The 22,507-nt window shown below is 66.6% G+C and carries 14 protein-coding genes and 1 pseudogene; 6 read left to right on the top strand and 9 right to left on the bottom strand.

From position 1 onward, the window contains the following. Window positions 1-26 precede the first annotated feature (26 nt). On the bottom strand, window positions 27-839 hold the full coding sequence (gene map, locus EYS42_RS04060) for a type I methionyl aminopeptidase (protein ID WP_130966600.1): 813 nt from the start codon (window positions 837-839) through the stop codon (window positions 27-29). A gap of 125 nt (window positions 840-964) precedes the next feature. On the opposite strand from map, the gene purL reads away from it, so the two are divergent. Beyond that, window positions 965-5,011 (top strand): phosphoribosylformylglycinamidine synthase, encoded by a 4,047-nt coding sequence (gene purL / locus EYS42_RS04055; protein WP_130966599.1) that lies wholly within the window; start codon window positions 965-967, stop codon window positions 5,009-5,011. Here purL and EYS42_RS04050 read toward each other — a convergent pair whose 3' ends face one another. From EYS42_RS04050 to EYS42_RS04040, 3 genes are all read right to left on the bottom strand, one after another. Beyond that, window positions 5,012-7,072, bottom strand: coding sequence for a DUF945 family protein (locus EYS42_RS04050; protein ID WP_130966598.1), 2,061 nt, complete (start codon window positions 7,070-7,072; stop codon window positions 5,012-5,014). Window positions 7,073-7,240: 168 nt separating this feature from the next. After that, on the bottom strand, window positions 7,241-9,253 hold the full coding sequence (locus EYS42_RS04045; RefSeq protein ID WP_130966597.1) for a hypothetical protein: 2,013 nt from the start codon (window positions 9,251-9,253) through the stop codon (window positions 7,241-7,243). Between the two features lie 39 nt (window positions 9,254-9,292). Then, window positions 9,293-9,607: a DUF2322 family protein gene (locus EYS42_RS04040; protein WP_130966596.1), complete on the bottom strand. Its 315-nt coding sequence runs from the start codon at window positions 9,605-9,607 to the stop codon at window positions 9,293-9,295. A gap of 86 nt (window positions 9,608-9,693) precedes the next feature. Between EYS42_RS04040 and EYS42_RS04035 the strand changes: the two genes are divergently transcribed. Beyond that, complete coding sequence (locus EYS42_RS04035; protein ID WP_130966595.1) at window positions 9,694-10,680, top strand: DMT family transporter; 987 nt, start codon at window positions 9,694-9,696, stop codon at window positions 10,678-10,680. Here the strand turns inward: EYS42_RS04035 and ybiB are convergent, their stop codons facing one another. The 4 genes and pseudogenes from ybiB to EYS42_RS04015 all read right to left on the bottom strand — a co-directional run. After that, the gene (ybiB, locus tag EYS42_RS04030; protein ID WP_130966594.1) at window positions 10,681-11,640 is read right to left on the bottom strand and encodes a DNA-binding protein YbiB; all 960 of its coding nucleotides are present in this window, start codon (window positions 11,638-11,640) and stop codon (window positions 10,681-10,683) included. Window positions 11,641-11,659: 19 nt separating this feature from the next. Next, window positions 11,660-14,521: a nitrate reductase gene (locus EYS42_RS04025; protein ID WP_130966593.1), complete on the bottom strand. Its 2,862-nt coding sequence runs from the start codon at window positions 14,519-14,521 to the stop codon at window positions 11,660-11,662. A gap of 176 nt (window positions 14,522-14,697) precedes the next feature. Then, the gene (locus EYS42_RS04020) at window positions 14,698-15,546 is read right to left on the bottom strand and encodes a type IV pili methyl-accepting chemotaxis transducer N-terminal domain-containing protein (RefSeq protein ID WP_245503499.1); all 849 of its coding nucleotides are present in this window, start codon (window positions 15,544-15,546) and stop codon (window positions 14,698-14,700) included. Between the two features lie 115 nt (window positions 15,547-15,661). After that, window positions 15,662-16,867: pseudogene (locus EYS42_RS04015) on the bottom strand (NAD(P)/FAD-dependent oxidoreductase); the annotation flags it as partial. 211 nt (window positions 16,868-17,078) lie between these two features. Here EYS42_RS04015 and EYS42_RS04010 point away from each other — a divergent pair. After that, window positions 17,079-18,806 carry a bifunctional protein-serine/threonine kinase/phosphatase gene (locus tag EYS42_RS04010; RefSeq protein ID WP_130966591.1) on the top strand — a complete coding sequence of 576 codons (1,728 nt, stop codon included), beginning with the start codon at window positions 17,079-17,081 and terminating at the stop codon, window positions 18,804-18,806. A gap of 101 nt (window positions 18,807-18,907) precedes the next feature. On the opposite strand, the gene EYS42_RS04005 is transcribed toward EYS42_RS04010, so the two are convergent. After that, the gene (locus tag EYS42_RS04005; protein WP_130966590.1) at window positions 18,908-20,170 is read right to left on the bottom strand and encodes an MFS transporter; all 1,263 of its coding nucleotides are present in this window, start codon (window positions 20,168-20,170) and stop codon (window positions 18,908-18,910) included. A 176-nt stretch (window positions 20,171-20,346) separates the two neighbouring features. On the opposite strand from EYS42_RS04005, the gene dcd reads away from it, so the two are divergent. The 3 genes from dcd (at window position 20,347) to EYS42_RS03990 (ending at window position 22,501) form a co-directional block, all read left to right on the top strand. Beyond that, complete coding sequence (gene dcd / locus EYS42_RS04000; RefSeq protein WP_130966589.1) at window positions 20,347-20,916, top strand: dCTP deaminase; 570 nt, start codon at window positions 20,347-20,349, stop codon at window positions 20,914-20,916. Window positions 20,917-21,187: 271 nt separating this feature from the next. Then, window positions 21,188-21,592 (top strand): DUF1801 domain-containing protein, encoded by a 405-nt coding sequence (locus EYS42_RS03995; RefSeq protein ID WP_130966588.1) that lies wholly within the window; start codon window positions 21,188-21,190, stop codon window positions 21,590-21,592. Window positions 21,593-21,631: 39 nt separating this feature from the next. Beyond that, window positions 21,632-22,501: a 3',5'-nucleoside bisphosphate phosphatase gene (locus tag EYS42_RS03990; RefSeq protein ID WP_130966587.1), complete on the top strand. Its 870-nt coding sequence runs from the start codon at window positions 21,632-21,634 to the stop codon at window positions 22,499-22,501. The last annotated feature ends 6 nt before the right edge of the window (window positions 22,502-22,507 follow it).

Below are 22,507 nucleotides of genomic sequence, written 5' to 3'. Positions count from 1 at the left end.
GCGGCCCCTGGCGGGTCAGGCGGTGCTCAGGTGCGCGTGGCGGTGATGAAGTCCGGTGGTGGCGGGCTGCCAGCCGACAGGGTCAGCACTTCGTAGCCGGTTTCGGTGACCAGGATGGTGTGCTCCCACTGGGCCGACAGCGAGCGGTCTTTGGTGACGATGGTCCAGCCGTCGCCCAGGGATTTGATGTCGCGCTTGCCCGCATTGATCATGGGCTCGATGGTGAAGACCATGCCGGTTTTCAGCTCTTCCAGGGTGCCGGGGCGACCGTAGTGCAGCACTTGCGGCTCTTCATGGAACTTCTGGCCGATGCCGTGGCCGCAGAACTCGCGCACGATGGAGAAGCCCTGGTTTTCGGCAAAGGTCTGGATGGTGTGGCCAATGTCGCCCAGGCGTGCGCCGGGCCTGACCTTGGCAATGCCCTTCCACATGGCTTCGTAGGTGAGGCTGCACAGGCGCTTGGCCGCGATCGAGCCATTGCCCACCACGAACATGCGGCTGGTGTCGCCATGCCAGCCGTCTTTGATGACGGTGATGTCGATGTTGACGATGTCGCCGTCTTTCAGGGCGCGATCATTCGGGATGCCGTGGCACACCTGGTGGTTGATCGAGGTGCAGATCGACTTGGGGTAGGGCGCATGGCCGCCTGGGGCATAGTTCAGCGGGGCGGGGATGGTGCCTTGCTCGTTGACCATGTAGTCATGGGCGAGCTTGTCCAGGGCCTCGGTGGTGACGCCGGGCTTGACGAAGGGGGTGAGGTAGTCCAGCACCTCGGAAGCGAGGCGACCGGCGACGCGCATGGCGTCGATGTCGGCGCCGGTTTTGATGGTGATGCTCATGGGTGCAGGATTATCCCGGATTCGCCTGCCAGCCCTTGGTAAAATCCCCAAAGTTTCGATCACGCCCTGCTTCGGCAGGGCGGTCTCATTTTCAGGCCCTGCCTGACGCAACCGACCCCACCGCGATGACCCAGCTGATGCACTTCGAGGGCGGCAACGCCCTGGCGCCCCACCAAGTTCAGGCCCTGCTGCCCAAGCTCCAAGCCATCAACCCCAAAGTCACCGCCGTGCACGCCCGGTTTGTGCACTGGGTGGCGGTCGATCAGGCCCTGCCGGCGGCCGAACTCGACAAGCTGGGCGCTCTGCTCACTTACGGTGATGCCTATGACGGCGCCACCGAGGGCGACCTGATTGTGGTGGCCCCGCGCCTGGGCACCGTGTCGCCCTGGGCCTCGAAGGCCACCGACATCGCGCACAACTGCGGCCTGGGCATTCGCCGGGTCGAGCGCGTGACCGAGTTCCGCATTGCGGTGAAGCCCGGCCTGCTGGGCACGCTGACCGGCGGCCTGGCCGGTGGCGCCAAGCCCTTGAGCGCTGATGAACTGTCGGCCCTGGCCGCCGTGCTGCACGACCGCATGACCGAAAGCGTGCTGCTGGCGCGCGAAGATGCCGCGCGCCTGTTCGACGACAAGCAAGGCGCTCCCCTGGCCCATGTGGACGTGCTGGGCCATGGCCGCAAGGCGCTGGAAGAAGCCAACGTCACCTTCGGCCTGGCGCTGTCGGACGACGAGATCGACTACCTGGTCAACGCCTTCACCGGCCTGAAGCGCAACCCCACCGACGTGGAGCTGACCATGTTCGCGCAGGCCAACAGCGAACACTGCCGCCACAAGATCTTCAACGCGAAGTTCACCATCGACGGCCAGGCGCAAGACCTGTCGATGTTCGGCATGATCCGCAACACCGAAAAGATCAGCCCGCAGCACACGGTGGTGGCCTACTCGGACAACGCCTCGGTGATGGAGGGCCATGCCATCGAGCGCTGGATGCCCGAGGGCTACACCAACGCCCCGCAGTACAAGGCCCGCGAAGAGCTGGCCCATGTGCTGATGAAGGTGGAAACGCACAACCACCCCACGGCCATTTCGCCCTTCCCGGGCGCATCGACCGGCGCGGGCGGCGAGATTCGCGACGAAGGCGCCACCGGCCGCGGTTCGCGCCCCAAGTCGGGTCTGACGGGCTTTTCGGTGTCGAACCTGAACCTGCCCGGCACCAGCGAACCCTGGGAGCAGAACCCGGTGGGCAAGCCCGAGCACATCGCCAGCCCGCTGCAGATCATGATCGAAGGCCCGTTGGGCGGTGCCGCCTTCAACAACGAATTCGGTCGTGCCAACCTGGGCGGCTACTTCCGCGTGTTCGAGCAGACCGTGGGCGAGGGCGAAGCCGGCATCCGCCGTGGTTACCACAAGCCCATCATGATCGCCGGTGGCATCGGCACCATCAGCAGCGAACAGACCAAGAAGATCGTGTTCGGTGCCGGCACGCTGCTGATCCAGCTGGGCGGCCCGGGCATGCGCATCGGCATGGCCGGCGCGGCCGCGTCGTCGATGGCGGCGGGTACCAACTCGGCTGCGCTTGATTTTGACTCGGTGCAACGTGGCAACCCTGAAATCGAGCGCCGTGCCCAAGAGGTGATCAACCACTGCTGGGGTCTGGGCGCGAACAACCCCATCCTCGCCATTCACGACGTGGGCGCGGGTGGCATCTCCAACGCCTTTCCTGAGCTGGTCGATGGCGCCGGCAAGGGCGCACGCTTCGACCTGAGCAAGGTGCCGCTGGAAGAAAGCGGCATGGCCCCGAAAGAAATCTGGTGCAACGAAAGCCAGGAACGCTATGTGCTGGCCATTGCGCCGGAAAGCCTGGCCACCTTCACCGCCATGTGCGAGCGCGAGCGCTGCCCCTTCGGCGTGATCGGTACCGCCACGGAAGCGCTGGAGCTGATCCTGGAAGACACCACCCGCCCTGAAGCCGACAGGGCCGTGGACATGCCCATGGACGTGCTGCTGGGCAAGCCGCCCAAGATGCACCGCGATGTCCAGCGCGTGGTGTGGGATGGCGGCCAGGTCGATCTGACCGGCGTGAACCTGGGCACCGTGGCCCTGGACGTGCTGCGTCACCCCACCGTGGCCAGCAAGCGCTTTTTGATCACCATCGGTGACCGCACCGTGGGTGGCCTGAACCACCGCGACCAGATGGTCGGCCCCTGGCAGGTGCCCGTGGCCGACGTGGCCGTGACCCTGGCCGACTTCAAGGGCTTTGCCGGCGAAGCCATGGCCATGGGCGAGCGCACGCCGCTGGCCTCGGTCAATGCCCCCGCTTCGGGCCGCATGGCCGTGGGCGAAGCCATCACCAACCTGCTGGCCGCCCCCATCGAGCTGCCGCGCGTGAAGCTGTCGGCCAACTGGATGGCTGCTTGCGGCGAAGCCGGCGAAGACGCGGCCCTGTACGACACGGTCAAGGCCGTGGGCATGGACCTGTGCCCGGCCCTGGGCATCTCGATCCCGGTGGGCAAGGATTCGCTGTCCATGCGCACCAAGTGGAGCGATGGCGGCCAGACGAAGCAGGTCACGGCCCCGGTGTCGCTGATCGTGACCTCGTTTGCTTCCATCGCTGACGTGCGCGGCACGCTCACGCCCCAGCTGATCACCCGCGAAAACGGCCAGGCCCTGGACACCACGCTGGTGCTGATCGACCTGGGCGAAGGCAAGAAGCGCATGGGCGGCTCGATGCTGGCCCAGGTGCTGGGGCAGTTCGGCAACGACGTGCCTGATCTGGACAACCCCGAGATGCTCAAGGCCACGGTGAGCGCGGTGAACGCCCTGCGCGCCGAAGGCAAGCTGCTGGCCTACCACGACCGGGGCGACGGCGGCCTGTGGGCCACCGTGTGCGAAATGGCCTTTGCGGGCCACACCGGCGTGGCCATCAATGTGGACATGCTGGTGACGGAAGGCGATGGCATTTCCGACAGCCTGGCCGACACCGGTGATTCGAAGAACTGGGCCGGCCAGGTGGGCGAGCGCCGCAACGAGCTGACCCTCAAGGCCCTGTTCAACGAAGAGCTGGGTGTGGTGCTGCAGGTGCGCACGGCCGACCGCGACGCCGTGCTCAAGACCCTGCGCGAACACGGCCTGGGCAAGCACAGCCACGTGATCGGCAAGCCCATCCTGAGCGGTGCAGGCCAGCACGAGGTGCAGGTGTGGCGCGATGCCAAGGACGTGTTCAAGGCCCCGCTGGAGCAGCTGCACAAGACCTGGGACGAGGTCAGCTGGCGCATTGCCCAGCTGCGCGACAACCCCGCCTGTGCCGACAGCGAACACGCCACCATCGGCCAGCCGAACGACCCGGGCATGCACGTGCACCTGAGCTTCGACCCGCTGGACGACGTGGCCGCGCCCTTCGTGCGCAAGGCCCGCCCCAAGGTGGCCATCCTGCGCGAGCAGGGTGTGAACTCGCACGTGGAAATGGCCTACGCCGTGGCGCAAGGGGGCTTTGACACCTTCGACGTGCACATGAGCGACCTGCAGGCCGGCCGCACCCGCCTAGACCAGTACCAGGGCTTCATTGCCTGTGGTGGTTTCAGCTACGGTGACACGCTGGGTGCTGGTGAGGGCTGGGCCCGTTCGATCATGTTCAACCCGCAGCTGGCCGAGCAGTTCCAGGCCTTTTTCGGCCGCAGCGACACCTTCGCACTGGGCGTGTGCAACGGTTGCCAGATGCTTGCGGCCCTGAGCCCGATCATCCCGGGCGCGCAAGACTGGCCCAAGTTCACGCACAACCAGAGCACCCGCTTCGAGGCCCGCCTGAGCCTGGTCGAGGTGCTGGACAGCCCTTCGCTGTTCTTCGCCGGCATGGCCGGCAGCCGCCTGCCGATCGCTGTGTCGCACGGTGAAGGCTTTGCCAATTTCAGCCAGCGCGGCAACGCAGCCCAGGTGCACCAGGCCATGCGCTTTGTGGACCACACCGGCGCGCCCACCGAGGTGTATCCCTTCAACCCGAACGGTTCGCCCGGTGGCCTGACCGCGGTGACCACGGCCGATGGCCGCTTCACGGCCATGATGCCGCACCCGGAGCGCGTGTTCCGCAACGTGCAGATGAGCTGGACCAGCGGCAACCTGAGCGATGCCAGCCCCTGGCTGCGCATGTTCCGCAACGCGCGCAAGTGGGTGGGGTGATCAGCGCAGGCTCTTGAAGTCAGGGCGCTGCCCGGCGCTCACCCACTGGGCGGTGCGCTGGTACATCTCGGCCATGGCCGCATGCTGGGCGGCCATCTCGCGTTGGGCCTTGTCCTGGAAGGCGGTCAAGGTGCGCTCGCGGTTGCCCGACCATTGCCAGGCGATCCACAGGGCCGCCGCGCCCTGAGCGCCTCGCCCTGAGGCCCCCAGTGCTTCACCCAGCGGTGCCCAGGTGGCGGTGCGCCGTGGGTCGAGCAGCAGGGCCTCGGTGAGCACCTGTGCAGCCTCGGGTGCTTGTTGCGCCTTGAGCAGCGCAAAGCCCAGGTTGCCCATGATCTCGACGTCGCGGGGGTCTTCCTTGACCGCCATGCGCAGCAGGGCCACGGCTTCGGTCGAGTTGCCCGCTTGCAAGGCCGTCAGTGCCAGCTGGTTCTGTTTGCGCGCCTGCGCGCGGTTGCCCGGTGCAGGCTTCGGCAGGGCTTGCATCCTGGCGGCCAGGGTGCGCACGGTGTCGAGGTCTTCCCTCATGGCGGCCTGCAGGCTCATGCTCATGCAGTCCTTCAGCACATTGCAGTCTGCAGGGGGTGGGGCAGCAGCCATTGGCGCCTGTGCGGGTGCCACAGCCAATGGTGGCTGGGCGCCAGGCGGTGGGCTCATGGGCGCCTGTGCGGGTGCCTCCGGCTCGGCGGGCGCTTGTGCCATGGCTTCATCGTTTTCGGCAGGTGCAGCCTCTTCGGCTTCTTGCGCATCGGTCTCGGCCTGCGCCTGTGTGATCGGCGCTTCGTCATTCAGGAAGGCCATCACCACCTCGTCGAAGCGGCCCAGTGCGGCCACCACCGGGGCGGCATCCAGCGGGCGACCATTGACCTGCAGCATGCCCTTTTCGAACTTGAGGGTGGCTTGCAGGCCGTCAGGGGTTTCGCGCGCCATCTGCGAGGCCAGCACGAACTGCCGCTGGTCGGCGTTGAGCAGCTCACCCTTGAGCAGCAGCTTGCCCTGTGCGTTCAGCAGCCGTGCGGTGCTGAGGGCCTGCCCGGGGGCGGCGGCAGCCAGTTGCAGCTGGAAGTCGCCCTCCAGGCCGCCTTGCGTGCCCAGACCACTCAGCCGGGTGATGCCCGCCTTCATGCCGCTGGCCAGCAGGGTCTGCACGGCCTGGCGCACCTTCTGGCTTTCCTCGCGGGTCAGGGCCTGGACACCGCATGACGAGCCCATCACCGTGGTGAGCGTTTCCACGCTGGCCGCGTGCAGGCCTTGCACCGAAGCCTCCAGCACCATGTCCTTGAGCTCCTGTCCGGCCCATTGCACACGGCTCAGGCGCTGGGTGAGCGTGGAGTCGAGGCGGTCGTTCTTTTCTAGTGTGATGGAGCGGAATTCCAGGCCTGTGGCCGTGGCCGTCTGGCTGCTGATCTCCTGCACTTTCAGGCCCATGCTGCCGATGCCGCGCTGCCAGTGCTGCAGGTCGAGATCGATCCCCAGGCCCTTGACCTGCACGGCGTGGCCGGTACCACGCAGGGTGACGTCATCGAGCTGCCACTGGAACTGCAGCGCCTTGTGGTGCCAGGATACCTTGCCTTTGGAGGGAGAGCCTTCCAGGCGTTCGCCGCCTGCGGCATACGACATGGCAGGCAAGCTCAGGTCGGAATGGATCGCGCCAGTCCAACGAACCTGACCGTCGCCTTGCAAGGGGTTGTCGCTGCCGAACACCCGCTTGAACACCTCTGCGCCTTCCCCCTGTGGTTTGAGCGACCAGTGGAAGCGGTTAGAGGCCGTGAAGCTCGGGAGGTGGCTGGCCTCGTAGTCAAGCCGCCAGACGGTGTCGGCGTCACCGTCGCCGGTGTGGCATCGGTCACGCACCACCACATCGACCGATCCTGTTGAAGACAGGTACCCCGCCGTGTGCTGCAGGTTGCGCAGCAGCACATCACTCTTGGGGTCAGGGGTGCTGGCCAGTTGGCGCAGATGTTCGTCCACCGCGCGAGAGCTGAAGTGGGGCAAGGCCCCGAAGGCGAGAGCGCTCAGGCCCACGATGGCCATCAGGCCGTTGCGAAGCACGGGCTTCATGGGGCACCTCCATCCAAGTTGCCCGGCGAGATTAGCCCTGAGTGATGAAGGAAAGAAGACCCGCACGAGATGCCGGCGCGAGGCAACGCCCGTTTTTCACGGAAAAGCCCGCGATGGCTTCAGGGGTTTGCCAATCGGCAACAGACCAGGCGGTGCGCCCGCCCCAGGTCAGGCCCTGCGTGGGCGCTGGATCCAGGCATCCAGACCCGCCAGGGCCTGAGTCCACAGGGGGGGCATCAGTGCCATCACCCAGGCACTGGTGCCGATTTCGGTGCTGCGGTGCCAGAAAGCCAGCCCCACGGGCAGGCTGACGGCAACCAGCCACACGGCCCAGAACACGAAGAAGAGCAGGGCCTGGGCTCGGCGGTGTTGCCACCATTGGCCGGCGCCGGGCACGATGCCTGACAACAAGGCAGGCACCCATCCGGGCGCCTGGAGCGTGTCCAGCGCGAGCGGTTCCACCTCTTCGCGCTGGGCGGCCGGAATGCCCAGGTGATGCAGCACCCGTTCGGCCGTGACCTGTGACGGCACCAGCCCCTGCAGGATGCGACCGTCGGCCATGCGGATCTGCATCCACACCCCTGGGGCAAAGGTGTGTTGCAGGCGGGTCCAGGTGGGCAGGCGCTTGCGCGAAACCAGGCGAACACGCTCGATGCCGGCGCGGTACCAGCGCGCCTCCAGCGCCTGGGTCCCCGACGGCGGGCTTCTGAAGGCCAGCAGGCGCCGGCTGGTCAGCACCATCCAGCGCACGCGCATGCCATCGCGCATCATCCAGGTCTCTCGGGCGTGCTCGCCGGGCTTGGCTGCGGCGGCCCAATGGGGCGTCAGGCGCAGCCATTGCAAGGCCTGCTGGTTCAGCATCGACTCGAAGGCCGGGTGACGGGCCAGGCGCTTGAGCCAGCTGGGTTGCAGTGCCAGGGCTGCCAGCATGCCGCCGAGTGAGCCGAACCGCACAGGCCAGGTCGAGCCTGGCTGCACGATCAAGGCGAGGAAGGCCAGGGTCATCAGCAGGGGCGCGCGTGCAATCAGGGCTTTGACCAACCGGCGTGGTGCTTGTTCGGGCATGGTGCCCACGAACCGCAATTCCATTCCTGCTTCGGCCCGGGCGGGCGCCTGTTGGCGCCACCGCTGCAAAGCCCAGCACAACATGCCCAGGAGAAGGGCCACCACAGCCCCCAGGCGCGCCAGACGGTGCCGATCCATGGCCGCGTCGGCCTGGGCGCGCTCGCTGGCCAGGGCATGGCGCAAGGTGGCATCGGCGTAGTCGTCCAGCGCATGACCGTCGACACCGAATCGACGTATGCGCCAGTCATGCCCGTCGATGACCAGCAGTTCTTCGCGTCGCCAGGCCAGGTCCCTGGGCTCGGCGGTGTCTGGCAGTTCGAGCGCCTTGAGGGCCCCATCAGGCATCACGAAGGCGACATCACCCTTTTGCATGCGGGCATCGAGCAGGGCGATGGTGGCCACGGGGCTGTCCGGCACGCCGCGCGCAGGGTGTGTGTCGGACAAGGCCAGATACTGCCGGTCTGTGGTGGGTTTGAGCGTCAGACGGCTGGTCTGACGCAGGTCGAGCCCGCTCAGGCCCACCAGCGCAGCGCGGTTGGTGTCCGTGGCCCAGAGGGTGTCGCCCTCCCACCACAGCCGGTTCGTGAATTCGAAGGTGCCGGGTTGGCTGCGCGCCAGCAATCGCCCCTCGGGGCTGAACAGCACCACGGTGTGGCTGCCCCCTGTGGCCACGGCCATCCGGCCATCCAGGTGCACGGCCAGCCAGACCGCGCCGTCCAGCTGGTGGCGCAGGTCGGCCGGCCAGTCCAGGTGCACGGTGCGGGTCAAGGCCCCGGTCTGCCCATTGAGCACCACGACATCCGGGTGCCCGCGGCTCATGGCCAGCAATTCGTCGTGGTCGACCAGCGAGCGCACCGACAGCGTGGCGGGCGCCTTCGGCAGCCCCAGCCTGTCCAGTGGCACCTGCTGCACGGTGTGGCCCGCGGTGTCCAGCAGCAGCAGACCGCTGTCCACCACCACCCAGACACGGCCATCGGCGAGGGGCGCCAGGGCCGATGGCCCCTGGTGCGTCAATGCGTCGCGGTGCCATTGCACCGACCCACCCGCCAGCAGCATGCTGACCAGCAGGCACAGGCCTGCCAGCCACGACCCGAGGCGTGACGGCGGTGGGCTCATGGCGACGTGGGGCTGCAGCACAATGCGCGCGACCCGAGGTCAGGCAGCGACGGTGCGAACGGTCAGCGCAGGTGCGCCGGCGGCGATCGCGATCAGGCGATCGATGTTGGGGTGCTTGCCGGCGTTCAAACGGGCATCGGCGGTGTGTTCGGCGTAGATGTCCAGGCCTTCCAGGGCCGCCGCGGCGTTGATGCTGCCATGCCGGCTGGCCAGGGCAGCGTAGACGGCCAGCGAGCCCGCCTGGCCTGGCTTGTTCTCGATGCGGGCGCTGACCTGTCCATCTGCGTCGATCAGTTCAATGGCCGACAGGTGGGCGACGGGTGGCAGTTGTTTGAGGTTGTCGGCGAAGGCCATGTGGTGTCTCTGGTCAGCGGGGCAAGCGCAAAAGCGTGGATTTTGCCGCAAGCCGTGCCTGCAAGCCGCTGGTGTATGGTGTCCAGATGCGTGTTTCTGAACGCCTGGCCGATGCCAGGGAGAGTCTGCAGGGGCTGACGGGTCGGCAACTGGGTTTTGCGGCCGCCACCGCAGGTGCCGTGGCGTTTTCCGGCAAGGCCATCGTGGCCAAGTTGATGTACCGGCTGGGTGCCGACGCGGTCTCGACCGTGGGGATGCGCATGGCCTATGCGCTGCCCCTGTTTGCGGCCCTGGCCTGGTGGGTGTCGAGGTCGGAGGAGGCCCGGCGAACGCCCCTGGGGCGCCGGGATGCCTGGCAGGTGGCCGCGCTGGGTTTTTGCGGCTACTACCTGGCCTCGACCCTTGACTTCCTGGGGCTTCAGTACATCTCGGCCAGTCTGGAGCGGGCGATCTTGTACCTCAATCCCACACTGGTGCTGTTGCTGTCGGTGGTGTTTCTGGGGCACCGGGTGCGCTGGGCCGCGGTCGGTGCCATGGCGCTGGCCTATGCGGGCGTGGTGGTCGTGTTCTTGCACGATCTGTCGTCTCTGCACCTGGGCGTGCACGTTGCCGCAGGCTGGCATGACGTGTTGCTGGGCGGGGCGCTGGTGTTTGCCAGTGCCCTGTCGTATGCGGTGTACCTGATGGGCAGCGGCACCCTGGTGCAGCGCCTGGGCAGCCTGCGCCTGGTGTCCTACGCGTCCTGCATGGCCTGTGTGCTGTGCATTGTCCAGTGGGTGGTGGTGCATCAGGTCTCGGGTGGACAGGCGGGTGGTTGGGCACATCTGCCCTGGCAAGCCCATGCCTTGTCGGTGCTCAATGCCGTGGCCTGCACGGTGCTGCCGATCTGGCTGGTCATGCAGGGCGTCAAGCACCTGGGGGCATCGATGGCTTCGCAGGTGGGCATGATCGGGCCGCTGTCGACCCTCTGGATGGCCTCTGTGTGGCTGGGTGAGCCCATCACGCCCCAGTTGCTGCTGGGCACGGCCGCCATCCTGGGGGGCGTGGTGCTGCTGGCCCGTGTGAAGGGCTGATCAGCGCTGGGCGTGCCGGGCTTCGGCCTGCCCCAGGGCCTGTCGCAGGCATCGGGCTTGCTGGCCGATCGACTCAGGCAAGGGTTGTGTGCCCTCCAGCACCGACTGGATGTATGCCGCAGTGGTGCCAGCGTCGTGTTGCGTGGGCAGGTCGGGCAGGGCGGTCAGCGTGCCCTCCTGGGGTTGACGGCTCAGGCTGGTGTCCATCTCGCCTTGCAGGTACACATCGAAACGGGGTTGCCTGCGCGCGTCGGCCACGGGCTCGCCTTCGGTGCCTCGCATCAGCAGTGCGTTGGCCTGGGTGCGCTGCAGGTAAGCCTTCAGCGACACGGCGTATTCAGGGTGGGTATGGTTGACCACACGCACGGTGGGCACGGCTGGCGGCAGGGGGGCGAGCAGCTTGGCCACGGTGTGCGCCGGGTTGCGCAGGCCGATGGTCCAGCGCACGTCCAGCAACCTGGCCAAGCCAGGGCAGAGGGTGTGGGTGTCGACAAAGGCAGGTTGGCGCGCCAGCCAGGCCGAAGCCACTTCTTGCGGTGTACGGCACCGCGCCCAGCCGAGGGCATCGAACACCTGGGCCGTGGTGACCCGGGTGGGATCGGCCAGCGGGCCATGCACCAGCACCGCCACACCGCTGCGCGCCAGATGGGCAGCCAGCAGCGCGGTCAGGTTGGGCAGCTTGCGTGCGCCGTTGTAGCTGGGCAGCACCACCACGCCCGAGCCATGGGGCTGGGGTGCAGGCAGCGGCATACAGCGCGCCAGGGTGGACTGCACGAACCCATCCAGTTCTTCGTCGGTTTCGCCCTTGATGCGCATGGCCAGGGCGAAGGCGCCGACCTCGAGGTCGGTCACACGGCCGTCGAGGACCTGGTCGAACAGGTCACGGGCCTGGTCACACGACAGCGGCCGGGCGCCTTCTTTGCCCCGGCCGATTTCCTTGATGTAGGCGGCAATGCTCATGCGGGCATTGTCGCTGCGATCAGGCCGCGGGTGCCGTGCTGTCGCACCGAGCCGGGTGCGACTTGATCAGCTTCTTGAGTTCGGGCACGCAGGAGCCGCAGTTGGTGCCACAGCGCAGCTGCCCCTGAAGGGCCGACAGCCGCTCGTCGGGCGAGCCCTGGCACTGGCCCAGTGTTTCGACGATGGCCGGTTCGGTCACATTGAAGCAGGTGCACACCTGACGGCCTTTGCTGGCCGTGGCCACGGGGGGCGTGGCGCCGGGCATTAGCAGGTTGCGCCCGAAGGTGTCGACCGGGCTTTCCTCCTGCAGCAAAGGGCGCAGCCAGACTTCGGAGCTGATGTCACCACCCAGCAGGAAGCCTTGCAGCACTTGCTGTTCGCCAAGGGCCTGCCGGCGCACGGTGCGGTGCTGGCCTCGGGCGGTGTCGCGCAGGCGCAGGCAGTCGGGGGTGTCCAGGCCCAGCAGGGCTTCCATGGCGTGCAGCCATTCGGCGCTGGGCGCTTCGGTGCGGGCGCCACGGAACAGCACGCCCACCAGGCCTTGCGCATGGGGCTCCCGGCCGAAAGGCACGCAGCTGGCATAAGCGAAATCGGTCATCTGCGCCTTGAGGGCCTCGCGCAAGCGGCTGGCCTGCTCGGCCGGCAACCACACCAGGGCCAGCAGGCGCCAGGGCAGTTGCACAGGGCTGATCTGCACGGCCGCGTGCTTGAGTTCGGGCTGTTTGGATTTTGGGCAGAAGAAGGGACTGGTCAGGGCGTTCACCCCTGTGCGGGCCTGCCCCTCCGGCCCGGTGCCGCCCAGCACTTCCTGGCCCCAGTGCATGGCCATGAAAGCCTGCCCCGGGCGCTGTGCCTCGCTGGTGTGCACCGGCACGATCACGCTGCCACGGCGCGAGCGCACTTCCACCAGGTCGCCTTCGGCCAGGCCCCGTTGCTGCAGGTCGGTGGCGTGCAGGTCGATGCAGGGTTCGCTGACATGGCCGAACAGGCGGCCCAGCGTGCCGGTGCGGCTCATGCCGTGCCACTGGTCGCGCAGCCGCCCGGTGTTCAGGCTGATGGGGAACTCGGCCGTGCAGGGGTCTTGCACGGGTTCGTAGGGCACGTTGGCAAATCGCGCACGGCCGCTGGGGGTGGGGAAGCGCCCGTCGGTGTACAGGCGCGCGGTGCCTTGTGCATGGCCTTCGGGCATGGGCCATTGCTGCGGGCCTTGCTGCTCCAGCAGGGCGTAGCTCAGCCCCGTGATGTCGAGGTCACGGCCGCGGGTGCTGTCGCGGTGTTCGTTCCACACCTGCTCAGCGGTTTCATAAGGGAACAGGGTGGTGGTGCCTGTGCGCCAGGTGGCGCGACGCTCGGGCATCAAGGCTTCGAGGCGGCGGGCCACGTCGCGGAAGATCTGCCAGTCGTGTCGGGCCAGCCCCGAAGGCGCCTGGGCCGCCCGCACACGGCTGATGCGGCGCTCGCTGTTGGTCACGGTGCCGTCTTTTTCGCCCCAGGTGGTGGCCGGCAGCAGCACATCGGCATACGGCACGGTGGCGGTCGTGGCGAAGGCTTCCTGCACCACCACCAGCTCGGCGGTTTCCAGTGCCTTGCGCACGGTGGCCTGGTCAGGCAATGACTGCGCGGGGTTCGTGCATGCAATCCACAGGGCCTTGATCTCGCCGCGGGCAGCGGCTTCGAACATTTCCACGGCGGTCTTGCCGGGCTGGGCGGGCACATCGGCCACACCCCACAGGGCGGCCACCTCTTCGCGGTGGGCCGGGTTGGCCAGGTCGCGGTGCGCGCTCAGCAGGTTGGCCATGCCGCCCACTTCGCGCCCACCCATGGCATTGGGCTGCCCGGTCAGCGAGAAAGGGCCTGCGCCAGGCTTGCCGATCTGTCCGGTGGCCAGATGGAAGTTGATGAGCGTGGCGTTCTTGTCGGTGCCGCGGCTGCTCTGGTTCAGGCCCTGGCAATACAGCGACAGGGTGGGCGTGTGAGCGCCCATCCAGCGCGCGGCCTGCAGCAGGTCGGCTTCGGGCACGCCGCAGACATCGGCCACGCGGGCGGGCGGGTGGTCGGCCACGGTGGCACGCAGGGCCTCGAAGCCTTCGGTGTGGGCCTCGATGTAGGCCATGTCGATCAGGCCTTCGGCCAGCGCAATGTGCAGCAGGCCATGGAACAGCGCCACGTCGGTGCCCGGGCGCAAGGGCAGGTACAGATCGGCCATTTCGGCCGTCTCGGTCTTGCGTGGGTCGGCCACGATCAGCTTCTGATCCGGGTTGGCCTTGCGGGCCCCCTCGATGCGCCGGAACAGGATCGGGTGCGCATATGCCGTGTTGGCCCCCACGATGAACAGGGTGCGGGCGTGCTGGAAATCGTCGTAGCAGGCCGGGGGGGCATCCACCCCCAGCGTGGCCTTGTAGCCGGCCACGGCGCTGCTCATGCACAGGCGCGAATTGGTGTCGAGGTTGTTGGTGCCCACCAGCCCTTTGGCCAGCTTGTTGAGCACGTAATAGTCTTCGGTCAGCAGCTGACCGGAGCCGTAAAAGCCGATGGCGTCCGGGCCGTGCGTGCGCACGATGCGCGCCAGCTCCTGGGCCACATGGTCGAGGGCCGTGCTCCAGGTGGTGGCTTGCGGTGCCTGATCGCGCTGCGTGCGCAGGGCCGGTTGCAGCAGGCGAGCGGCCTGGGTCACGGCCGGGGCCGCGGTCAGGTGCAGGGTGCTGCCCTTGGTGCACAGCCTGCCGAAGTTGGCCGGGTGATCCGGGTCGCCCTGTACATCGACGATCTGGCCGTGGCGGGTTTCGATGATCACGCCACAACCCGTGCCGCAATAGGGGCAGGTGGCACGCGTGTGCTGGCGCTCGCCCTCAGGGGCGCGGATGGGGATGGTCCTGCTCATGGGCGGGCCTTTGTGCGGTGTGTTGAAACTCAGCGGGCACCGACTCTTCGGACGGTGTCTTGTGCAGGGGAGCAAAGAACAGGAAAGAGCGAGAAAGAACGACAGGCGATGACAGCGCGATCTGTCACCCGTGCATGCAAGAAGCGCACCACACCCCGTGACGCACCAAGAGGCGGTCAGCCGAGCTGGGCGTACAGGCCTGTGACCTTGTCCATGACCATCAGGATGTTTTCAGAGGTGGAGAACACCTCTTCGGCTCGGCGCTGAGCCCCAGCAGGCTCCTGCAGTCGGCTCAAGGCGTTTTCGAAGAACACCCATTGCTGCTCGGCCAACGTGAGGTGCTCACGGATCGTGGGGGTGGCCTGAGGGGCCACATACAGCAGGTTCAGCGCCGACCGGAACTCTTGCCGCGCTTTCTCCATTTCGCCTGGCGCATCGGCCACCTGTGCACCCCAGCGCTGGCTGAGGTAGAACTTGGCCGTGCGTTGAGACAGCATGCGCTGGCGGCCCGCCACGTTCACCAGTTTGCCCACCGGCTTGCCCGACAGCTGCTCCAGTTGCACCGTGCCTTGATGCGCCAGCTTGAGCACCTTGCTGTCCAGGCCCAGCACCAGCCCGGTGGCCGAGCGGTCGGGAGACTGTCCCACCAGCGCAGCCTTGTAGTCGCTCCAGGCCGCCTCCAGGCTTTGGTAGGTGCTCCTGATGTCCGGGGTGGGCGCGTAACTTTTCAGTTCGACCAGCTGGCGGTCGAACAAGGCCATCGAGTCGCCCAGCACCTTGTCGGCGCGACGTGCATCGATGCCTTGGCCCAGGGCCAGCCAGGCCTTGGCCATGCGCTGAGACAGCATGCGCTGGCGGCCCGCCTTGTTGATGGCGTCATTCAGTGATGTGACCTGGGCCTGCACGGTCAGCGGTGTGGTCAGCCCAAGGCTCAGTGCAAACGGGACCCCGGGTGTCAGCAGGGGTGTCATGGCGCCGAGCAGGGCCTGGCGGCGGGAAATGTTCAGCGATTCGGTGTGCTTCATGGAACTGCCTGTGTGCGTTGCGCGAGCCCCCGCGAGAGCTCGCCCTGCGGGCGATGCAAGATCTTGGCCAGATGGCTGGGGCAGGGCGCTGGCGCGGTGCTCAGGCGCAGGCCAGCGCCTGCCCGAAGATCAGGCGGTCACGCATGGCGCCCACCTTCGCGCCGTCCTGGATCAGCTGGAAGTACCAGCTGCCATCGTCGGTGTCGCCGTACAGGCAGGCCCCCACCAGCTGCTCGCCCGCCAGCACCAGCTTCTTGTAGACCCCGGCCTGCGGATCGTCCAGCACGATCTCTTCGGTGCCTTCGCCCCCCATGAAGTTGCCCGCCGAAAACAGCTGCACACCGGTCACCTTCAGCTTGGTCGAGATCTGCGAGCCGGTGTAGCGCCCGATGCCGAACTGCGCCAGGTGCGTGGCACACACCTTGGCCTGGTCGAACAAGGGGGCCACCAGGCCATAGGCGATGCCGCGATGGGCGGCACACTCGCCCACGGCGTACACCCGGGGGTCGGTCACCGTCTGCAAGGTGTCGGTCACCACAATGCCGCGCTCGCAGTGCAAGCCGGTCTGCTGGGCCAGGCCCACGTTGGGCCGCACACCCGCGGCCATGACCACCAGGTCGGCTGCGGCCTCGGTGCCGTCCTTGAAGCGCACGGCACACACCCGGCCCTGTCCGTTGTCGACCAGCTCTTGTGTCTGCGCCCCGATGCGGAACCTCAGGCCGTGGCCTTCCAGCGTGCTTTGCAGCAGGCCGGCGGCTTTTTGATCGAGCTGACGCTCGAGCAGCCACGGCGCAATGTGCACCACGGTGACTTCCATGCCGCGCTGACGCAGGCCATAGGCCGCCTCCAGGCCCAGCAGCCCGCCCCCGATCACCACCGCATGGCGGTGCTGGCGAGCGGTCTCGATCATGTACTCGGTGTCGGCAATGTCACGGTAGGCGATCACACCGTCCAGTTCCTTGCCTGGCACCGGCAGGATGAAGGGGTTCGAGCCCGTGGCCATCAGCAGGCGGTCGTAAGGCGCTTCGGTGCCATCGTCGGCGCGCACGATGCGGCGCTGGCGGTCGACCTCGACCACCTTGCGGCCCAGGTGCAGGGTGATGCCGCGATCGGCATACCACTGCAGCGGGTTCAGGATGATGTCGTCCAGGGTCTGCTCGCCAGCCAGCACGGGCGAGAGCATGATGCGGTTGTAATTCGGGTGCGGCTCGGCACTGAACACCGTGATGTCGTACAGGTCTGGCGCGAGCTTGAGCAGCTCTTCCAGGGTGCGAACCCCGGCCATGCCGTTGCCGACCATCACGAGCTTCTGCTTGTTCATGGTGGAATCCTTCAGCGGGTCTTGTCTTTTTGTGCAGGGTGGCAAGCAAATTCAAGGCCACTGGCCGTTTGCGTCGCACCTGTTGGGCGTGCGAGCCTGTGGCTGGGCCGCACACCTTGCACGCAAGCGACCTGCCAAGGCACCAAACTTGCGTGCTGCACGCACCTGAACAGGGCGGCACCAAGGCAGTGCACCCAAGCTGAGGAAGCGCATGAGTTTTGAACTGGATGTGGCCTGCCGCTGCGAGCGTGGGCCCCGAGAGCGGCTGGAAGATTTCGCCGCGGTGGTGGCGCCGCAAGGGCGTGACGCCCAGGCCGGCGTGATCGCGGCGCTGGCCGATGGCGTGTCCAGCGGCGGGGGCGGTCTGGAGGCGGCACAGGCCGCCGTGCTGGCCGTGACGGGCGACTACCATGCCGCACCGATCACCTGGGACACCTCGGTCACGCTGGAGCGCCTGATTGGCAGCTTCAATGCCTGGCTGACCGACCACAACCGGCGTCGGCAGCCTTTCCGTGACGCCCCGATCGCCATGACCACCCTGACCACGCTGGTGCTGCGCGGCCATGGCTACAGCCTGGCCCATGTGGGCGACAGCCGCGCCTGGCTGGTGCGTCAGGGTGACTGCGTGCAGCTCACGCAAGACCACACCATGGGCGGCCATGAGTTTCAGAATGGCCTGACCCGTGCCCTGGGGGCTGAAGATGCCGTGCGTGTGGACCACAGCGAGGGCGACATCCAGATCGGCGACACCTTCATCCTGACCAGCGATGGCGTGCATGGCGCCTTGCGGCCCAAGCAGTTTCGCGAGCTGGCGCGTCTGGCGTCTGCCCAGGCCGTGTGTGACGGTCTGATCGACAAGGCGCTGGCCTCCGGCGGCAGGGACAACGCCAGCGCGCTGGTCATTCGCATCATGGGCCTGGCCGAAGCCGAACTGGCCGACGCCCAGCGCCGCTCACGCCTGCTGCCAGTGCCCGAACGCCTCCAGGCGGGCGATGTGCTCGACGGCCTGAAGGTGCTGGCGCTGGTGGCCAACAACGGCGTGCACCGCGTGTGCAAGGTGCAGCGCCTGTCTGATGGGCGCTTTCTGGCGCTCAAGACCTTGCACCCCTCTCGGGCCAGCGACCCCGAAGAGCGCGCGATGCTGGCCCACGAGGCCTGGCTGGGTGCGCGCGTGACCGAGCGCGACGCGCGGGGCCTGGTGCGCAGCCACGAGCCCGATCAGCCCACGGCTTTCTACACCCTGCAGGACTGGTGCGACGGCCAGCCCCTGGGTTTGCTGATCCGCGACAAACGCTTCGATGTCACCGAGGTGGTGCATGGCGCGATCGAGATTGCCCGCGCCGTGGGGCGCTTGCACCAGCATGGCGTGGTGCACCGCGACATCAAGCCCGACAACCTGCTGCTGGGCGAAGATGGGCAGTGGCACTTGCTCGACCTGGGGGTGGCGCTGTCGGGCAAAGAGCCCGAGTGCCTGAAAAGCCTGCACGCAGGCACGCCCAGCTACATGAACCCCGAGCAATGGTCGGACGACCCGCAGCTGTCCAGGGCCCATGCGGGCAGTGACCTCTTCGCCCTGGGGGCCGTGCTTTACGAATGGTTGACGGGCCGACTGCCCTATGGCGAGGTCGAGCCCTACCAGATGGGGCGCTACCGCCGTGACCCAACGCCACCTTCACGCCTGCGCCCCGACGTGCCCATCTGGCTGGACCACATCGTGCTCAAGGCCGTGGCGCGTGACCCGAAGCAGCGCTTCGAAACCGCAGAAGAGCTGGTGCTGGCCCTTGAGCGCGGTGCATCGCGGCCCCTGCTGGCGCCTGGCAGCACCCCGCTGGTGCAGCGTGACCCGGCTGCGGTGTGGAGGCTGGCCCTGGGCGTGTCGCTGTTGTTCAACCTGCTGCTGGTGTATTGGCTGGTGTTTCTGCCGAACCGCGGGGGCTGAAGCAGGCACAAAAAAGCCGGACAGCGCAGACTGTCCGGCATCAGGGGCGCTTGTGGCGCCATCGAAAACCGCGCCCTTGTGCGGCGCGGCGGTGGAAAGCGTCAGCGGGCGCCCGCCTGGCGGGTGCCTTGTGCATAGGCTTGCGCCAGGGTGCCGCCCGTGCGCGCGCGGCCTCCTTTTTCGGCCCAGGTGCGTGTCCAGCGGATCTGCATCACGCGCATCATCACCAGCACGGCCACACCCAGCACGGCGAAGGCCAGGAAGCCGTAGAAGTAGCTGCCGGTCAGTTGTTTGGATTGCCCCATGGCATTCGGAATGAACCCGCCGCCCAGTGCGCCCAGCTCACCGATCATGGAGCCGGCCACGGCAGTGGTCAGGGGCCAGCGCAAAGGCACCAGCTGGAACAGCGCGCCGTTGCCTGCACCCAGCGCCGCAAAGCACAGCATGAAGAGCAGGGTGGTCAGGGCCAGGTTGCTGCCCATGGTGCCGCACACCACCAGGGTGATCACCACGAAGGCCAGCACGCCAGTCAGGGTGTTGATGCCGCCCCAGCGGTCAGACAACCAGCCTCCCAACACCCGGGTGGCCGAGCCCATCAGGGTGGCCAGCATGGTCAGCTGCCCGGCTTCCACCTTGGTCACCTTGAACTGGTCGTAGAAGTAAGTGGGCAGGAAATTGGCCAGGCCAATGAAGCCGCCAAAGGTGATCACGTAGATCAGGCTGAAGGCCCAGCCGTCTTTCTCGTAGAGGCAAGCGGTGTGTTCGCGGAAGGTCTGGTGTTCGACATCGGGCGGCTCTTTGGCCATCAGGGCCATCACGATCATGGGCAGCACCATCGTGAAGGCGGCCAGCCCGTACACCGTCTGCCAGCCGAACTTGGCGGCCAGTGGTGGGGCAAACAGCACGGCCAGCACCGTGCCGCTGTTGCCGGCGCCGGCAATGCCCATGGCCAGCCCCTTGTACTTGGGTGGGAACCAGCCAGAACCCAGCGACAGCGCGATGCCGAAGCTGCCCCCGGCAATGCCCAGCAGCACACCCATGGCGATCACTTCGCTGTGCGAATCGACGAAGAAGTAGCCGTAGCACAGTGCCAAGATGATCAGGAACATCTCGACCAGCGCCGCGCTCTTGCGGCCGATGTACTGAGACAGCAGCCCCAGGGGGAAGCGCATCAGCGCGCCCGCGATGATGGGCACTGACACCATGAAGCCTTTTTCTGCGGGTGTGAGGTTGAAGGTCTCACTGATGAACGGCGCCATGGCCCCGTTCAGCACCCAGATGGCAAAGGTGAAGTCGAAATAAAGGAAAGAGGCGAACAGGGTCGGCGCATGGCCAGACCGCAAGAAGGTCTTGAAGTTGCTCATGGGATCACTCAGCGGTTGCGCGTGCACCTTCGTGGGGACACGCTTGTGTTGTGCCCTTGTGGAAGCAAACGCCATGCCAGGTGGTGGTGCGGGGCGCACCGCCGTTGTGCACGCCCGCGCGGTCGTGAAAAGGCGGCAGAAATGGGACAATGCCGGCAGTTGAATCAGGAGCACGCATGAGCATCAAGTCAGACCGCTGGATCCGTCGCATGGCCGAAGAGCACGGCATGATCGAACCGTTCGAGCCCGGTCAGATTCGGCAGTCGGCCAATGGCCAGAAGATCGTGAGCTACGGCACCAGCAGCTACGGCTACGACATCCGTTGCGCCGACGAATTCAAGATCTTCACCAACATCCACTCCACCGTGGTCGACCCCAAGAATTTCGACGAAAAAAGCTTTGTCGATTTCAAAGGTGACTGCTGCATCATCCCGCCCAACAGTTTTGCCTTGGCCCGCACCGTGGAGTATTTCCGGATCCCACGCACGGTGCTGACCATTTGTCTGGGCAAGAGCACCTATGCCCGCTGCGGCATCATCGTCAACGTCACCCCGTTCGAGCCCGAATGGGAGGGCTACGTCACGCTGGAGTTCAGCAACACCACGCCCCTTCCTGCCAAGATCTACGCGGGCGAAGGCTGCGCGCAGGTGCTGTTTTTTGAAAGCGATGAGGTCTGCGAAACCAGTTACCGTGACCGAGGTGGCAAATACCAGGGGCAGCATGGGGTGACCCTGCCTAAAACCTGAGCGCCAGAGGCCGACAAAACAAGCACGTGCCACCCATTCCAAGGATGGGGCACGACAAGTAGTTGCGGTAACATCAATGGCGGTATTGAGTGCCCTTGGGCACGCTGTGACAGCTCCGATGTGAAGCCTGGGCAAAATCCGGGAACAACAATGACATCCACACGGAGGCCGTCGCTGGCTATCGGGTCGCACGGAAGTCCCTACAGACTTCAGGGAGGGGGCGATCGGGTATCAATGCTCTGGTAGTACCTTTTGTCTGGGCCTTTCCCCCATGCGCCGACCCCTGCAATCTCCCGCGTTGATCAACGCGTTTTACGACAGTGTCCGCCCCGAGCAGCGAGAGACGGCGCAAGCCGTCCAGCGGGCGATCCAGTCGGTGGCCCCACAGCTGCGCCCTGAAGTGAAGTGGGGCAATCTTGTCTTCACCAACGATGGCGACAACCTGCTGGCCATCGTGATGTTCAAGCTCAATGTCCACCTCCAGGTGTTCAACGGCGTGCAGCTGTTGAGTGACTTTCCTGAACTGCAAGGTGCAGGCAAAGGCATGCGGCATGTCAAGTTCCGCTACCGGCAGCCGATTGATGAAAAACTGGTGTGCGAACTCACGCAGGCCAGCCTGGATGCCTATGCGCGTTCCTACCGAAACCAGTACGCCAGTCACGGTCATGAGCGCTGAGTAGCGTTGCACTCTGACGGCGCTGCCTACAATGCATCAATGTCGTCCGCCCTGCACCTGCTCAACGCCGATCTCCACTGCCACTCCAGCGTGTCAGACGGCACACTCACGCCCGAGGCCGTGGCAGACCGTGCCTGTGCCAACGGTGTCCAGTTGTGGGCCCTGACCGACCACGATGAAGTGGGCGGGCAGCAGTTCGCGCTGGAGGCTGCACACGCACGGGGCATGGACTACCTCACGGGCACCGAGATTTCGGTGACCTTTGCAGGCAAGACCGTGCACATCGTGGGCCTGGGCTTTGACCACACCCACCCGGGCATGGTCGATGGGCTGGCCTTCACGCGGGGCGGCCGAGAGCGCCGTGCGCGAGACATGGCGGCTGATCTGGCACGCGTGGGCATACCGGGCGCTTTCGAGGGTGCTTTGAAGTACGTGGGCAACCCCGACCTGATCTCGCGCACCCATTTCGCGCGTTACCTGGTCGAAGTGGGGGCCTGTGGCGACACCCATGAGGTGTTCCGTCGCTACCTGACCGAAGGCAAGCCGGGCTATGTCGAGCACCGCTGGGCCAGCCTGGGTGATGCCATTCGCTGGATCACTCAGGCGGGCGGTCTGGCCGTGATCGCGCACCCCGGACGCTATGACTTCACGCCCACCGAGGAGTACGCCCTGTTCACCGAGTTCAAGGCCCACGGCGGTCTGGGTGTCGAAGTGGTCACGGGCAGCCACACCGTGGCCGAGTACGCCAGATACGCCGACATGGCGGTCGAGTTCGACCTGCTGGCCTCGCGCGGGTCCGACTTCCATGACCCCAATGAAAGCCACACCGACCTGGGCACCTTGCCCGACCTGCCCGGCAAGGTCACGCCGGTTTGGGAAGCCCTGCAGGCGCGCATCCACCGCGCCTGACAGCCC

It is taken from the genome of Aquabacterium lacunae (genome assembly GCF_004310865.1).
In the GTDB taxonomy this organism is placed as follows: Bacteria; Pseudomonadota; Gammaproteobacteria; order Burkholderiales; family Burkholderiaceae_C; genus Aquabacterium; species Aquabacterium lacunae.
Note: the sequence above shows the minus strand (reverse complement) of the source record. Positions and strands in the feature narration are given on the sequence as shown.

Excerpts from the sequence above, each read along its gene's own strand:
- map (WP_130966600.1), bottom strand. The coding sequence starts at position 839 with ATGAGCATCACCATCAAAACCGGCGCCGACATCGACGCCATGCGCGTC.
- purL (WP_130966599.1), top strand. The coding sequence starts at position 965 with ATGACCCAGCTGATGCACTTCGAGGGCGGCAACGCCCTGGCGCCCCAC.
- EYS42_RS04050 (WP_130966598.1), bottom strand. The coding sequence starts at position 7,072 with ATGAAGCCCGTGCTTCGCAACGGCCTGATGGCCATCGTGGGCCTGAGC.
- EYS42_RS04045 (WP_130966597.1), bottom strand. The coding sequence starts at position 9,253 with ATGAGCCCACCGCCGTCACGCCTCGGGTCGTGGCTGGCAGGCCTGTGC.
- EYS42_RS04040 (WP_130966596.1), bottom strand. The coding sequence starts at position 9,607 with ATGGCCTTCGCCGACAACCTCAAACAACTGCCACCCGTCGCCCACCTG.
- EYS42_RS04035 (WP_130966595.1), top strand. The coding sequence starts at position 9,694 with ATGCGTGTTTCTGAACGCCTGGCCGATGCCAGGGAGAGTCTGCAGGGG.
- ybiB (WP_130966594.1), bottom strand. The coding sequence starts at position 11,640 with ATGAGCATTGCCGCCTACATCAAGGAAATCGGCCGGGGCAAAGAAGGC.
- EYS42_RS04025 (WP_130966593.1), bottom strand. The coding sequence starts at position 14,521 with ATGAGCAGGACCATCCCCATCCGCGCCCCTGAGGGCGAGCGCCAGCAC.
- EYS42_RS04020 (WP_245503499.1), bottom strand. The coding sequence starts at position 15,546 with ATGAAGCACACCGAATCGCTGAACATTTCCCGCCGCCAGGCCCTGCTC.
- EYS42_RS04010 (WP_130966591.1), top strand. The coding sequence starts at position 17,079 with ATGAGTTTTGAACTGGATGTGGCCTGCCGCTGCGAGCGTGGGCCCCGA.
- EYS42_RS04005 (WP_130966590.1), bottom strand. The coding sequence starts at position 20,170 with ATGAGCAACTTCAAGACCTTCTTGCGGTCTGGCCATGCGCCGACCCTG.
- dcd (WP_130966589.1), top strand. The coding sequence starts at position 20,347 with ATGAGCATCAAGTCAGACCGCTGGATCCGTCGCATGGCCGAAGAGCAC.
- EYS42_RS03995 (WP_130966588.1), top strand. The coding sequence starts at position 21,188 with ATGCGCCGACCCCTGCAATCTCCCGCGTTGATCAACGCGTTTTACGAC.
- EYS42_RS03990 (WP_130966587.1), top strand. The coding sequence starts at position 21,632 with ATGTCGTCCGCCCTGCACCTGCTCAACGCCGATCTCCACTGCCACTCC.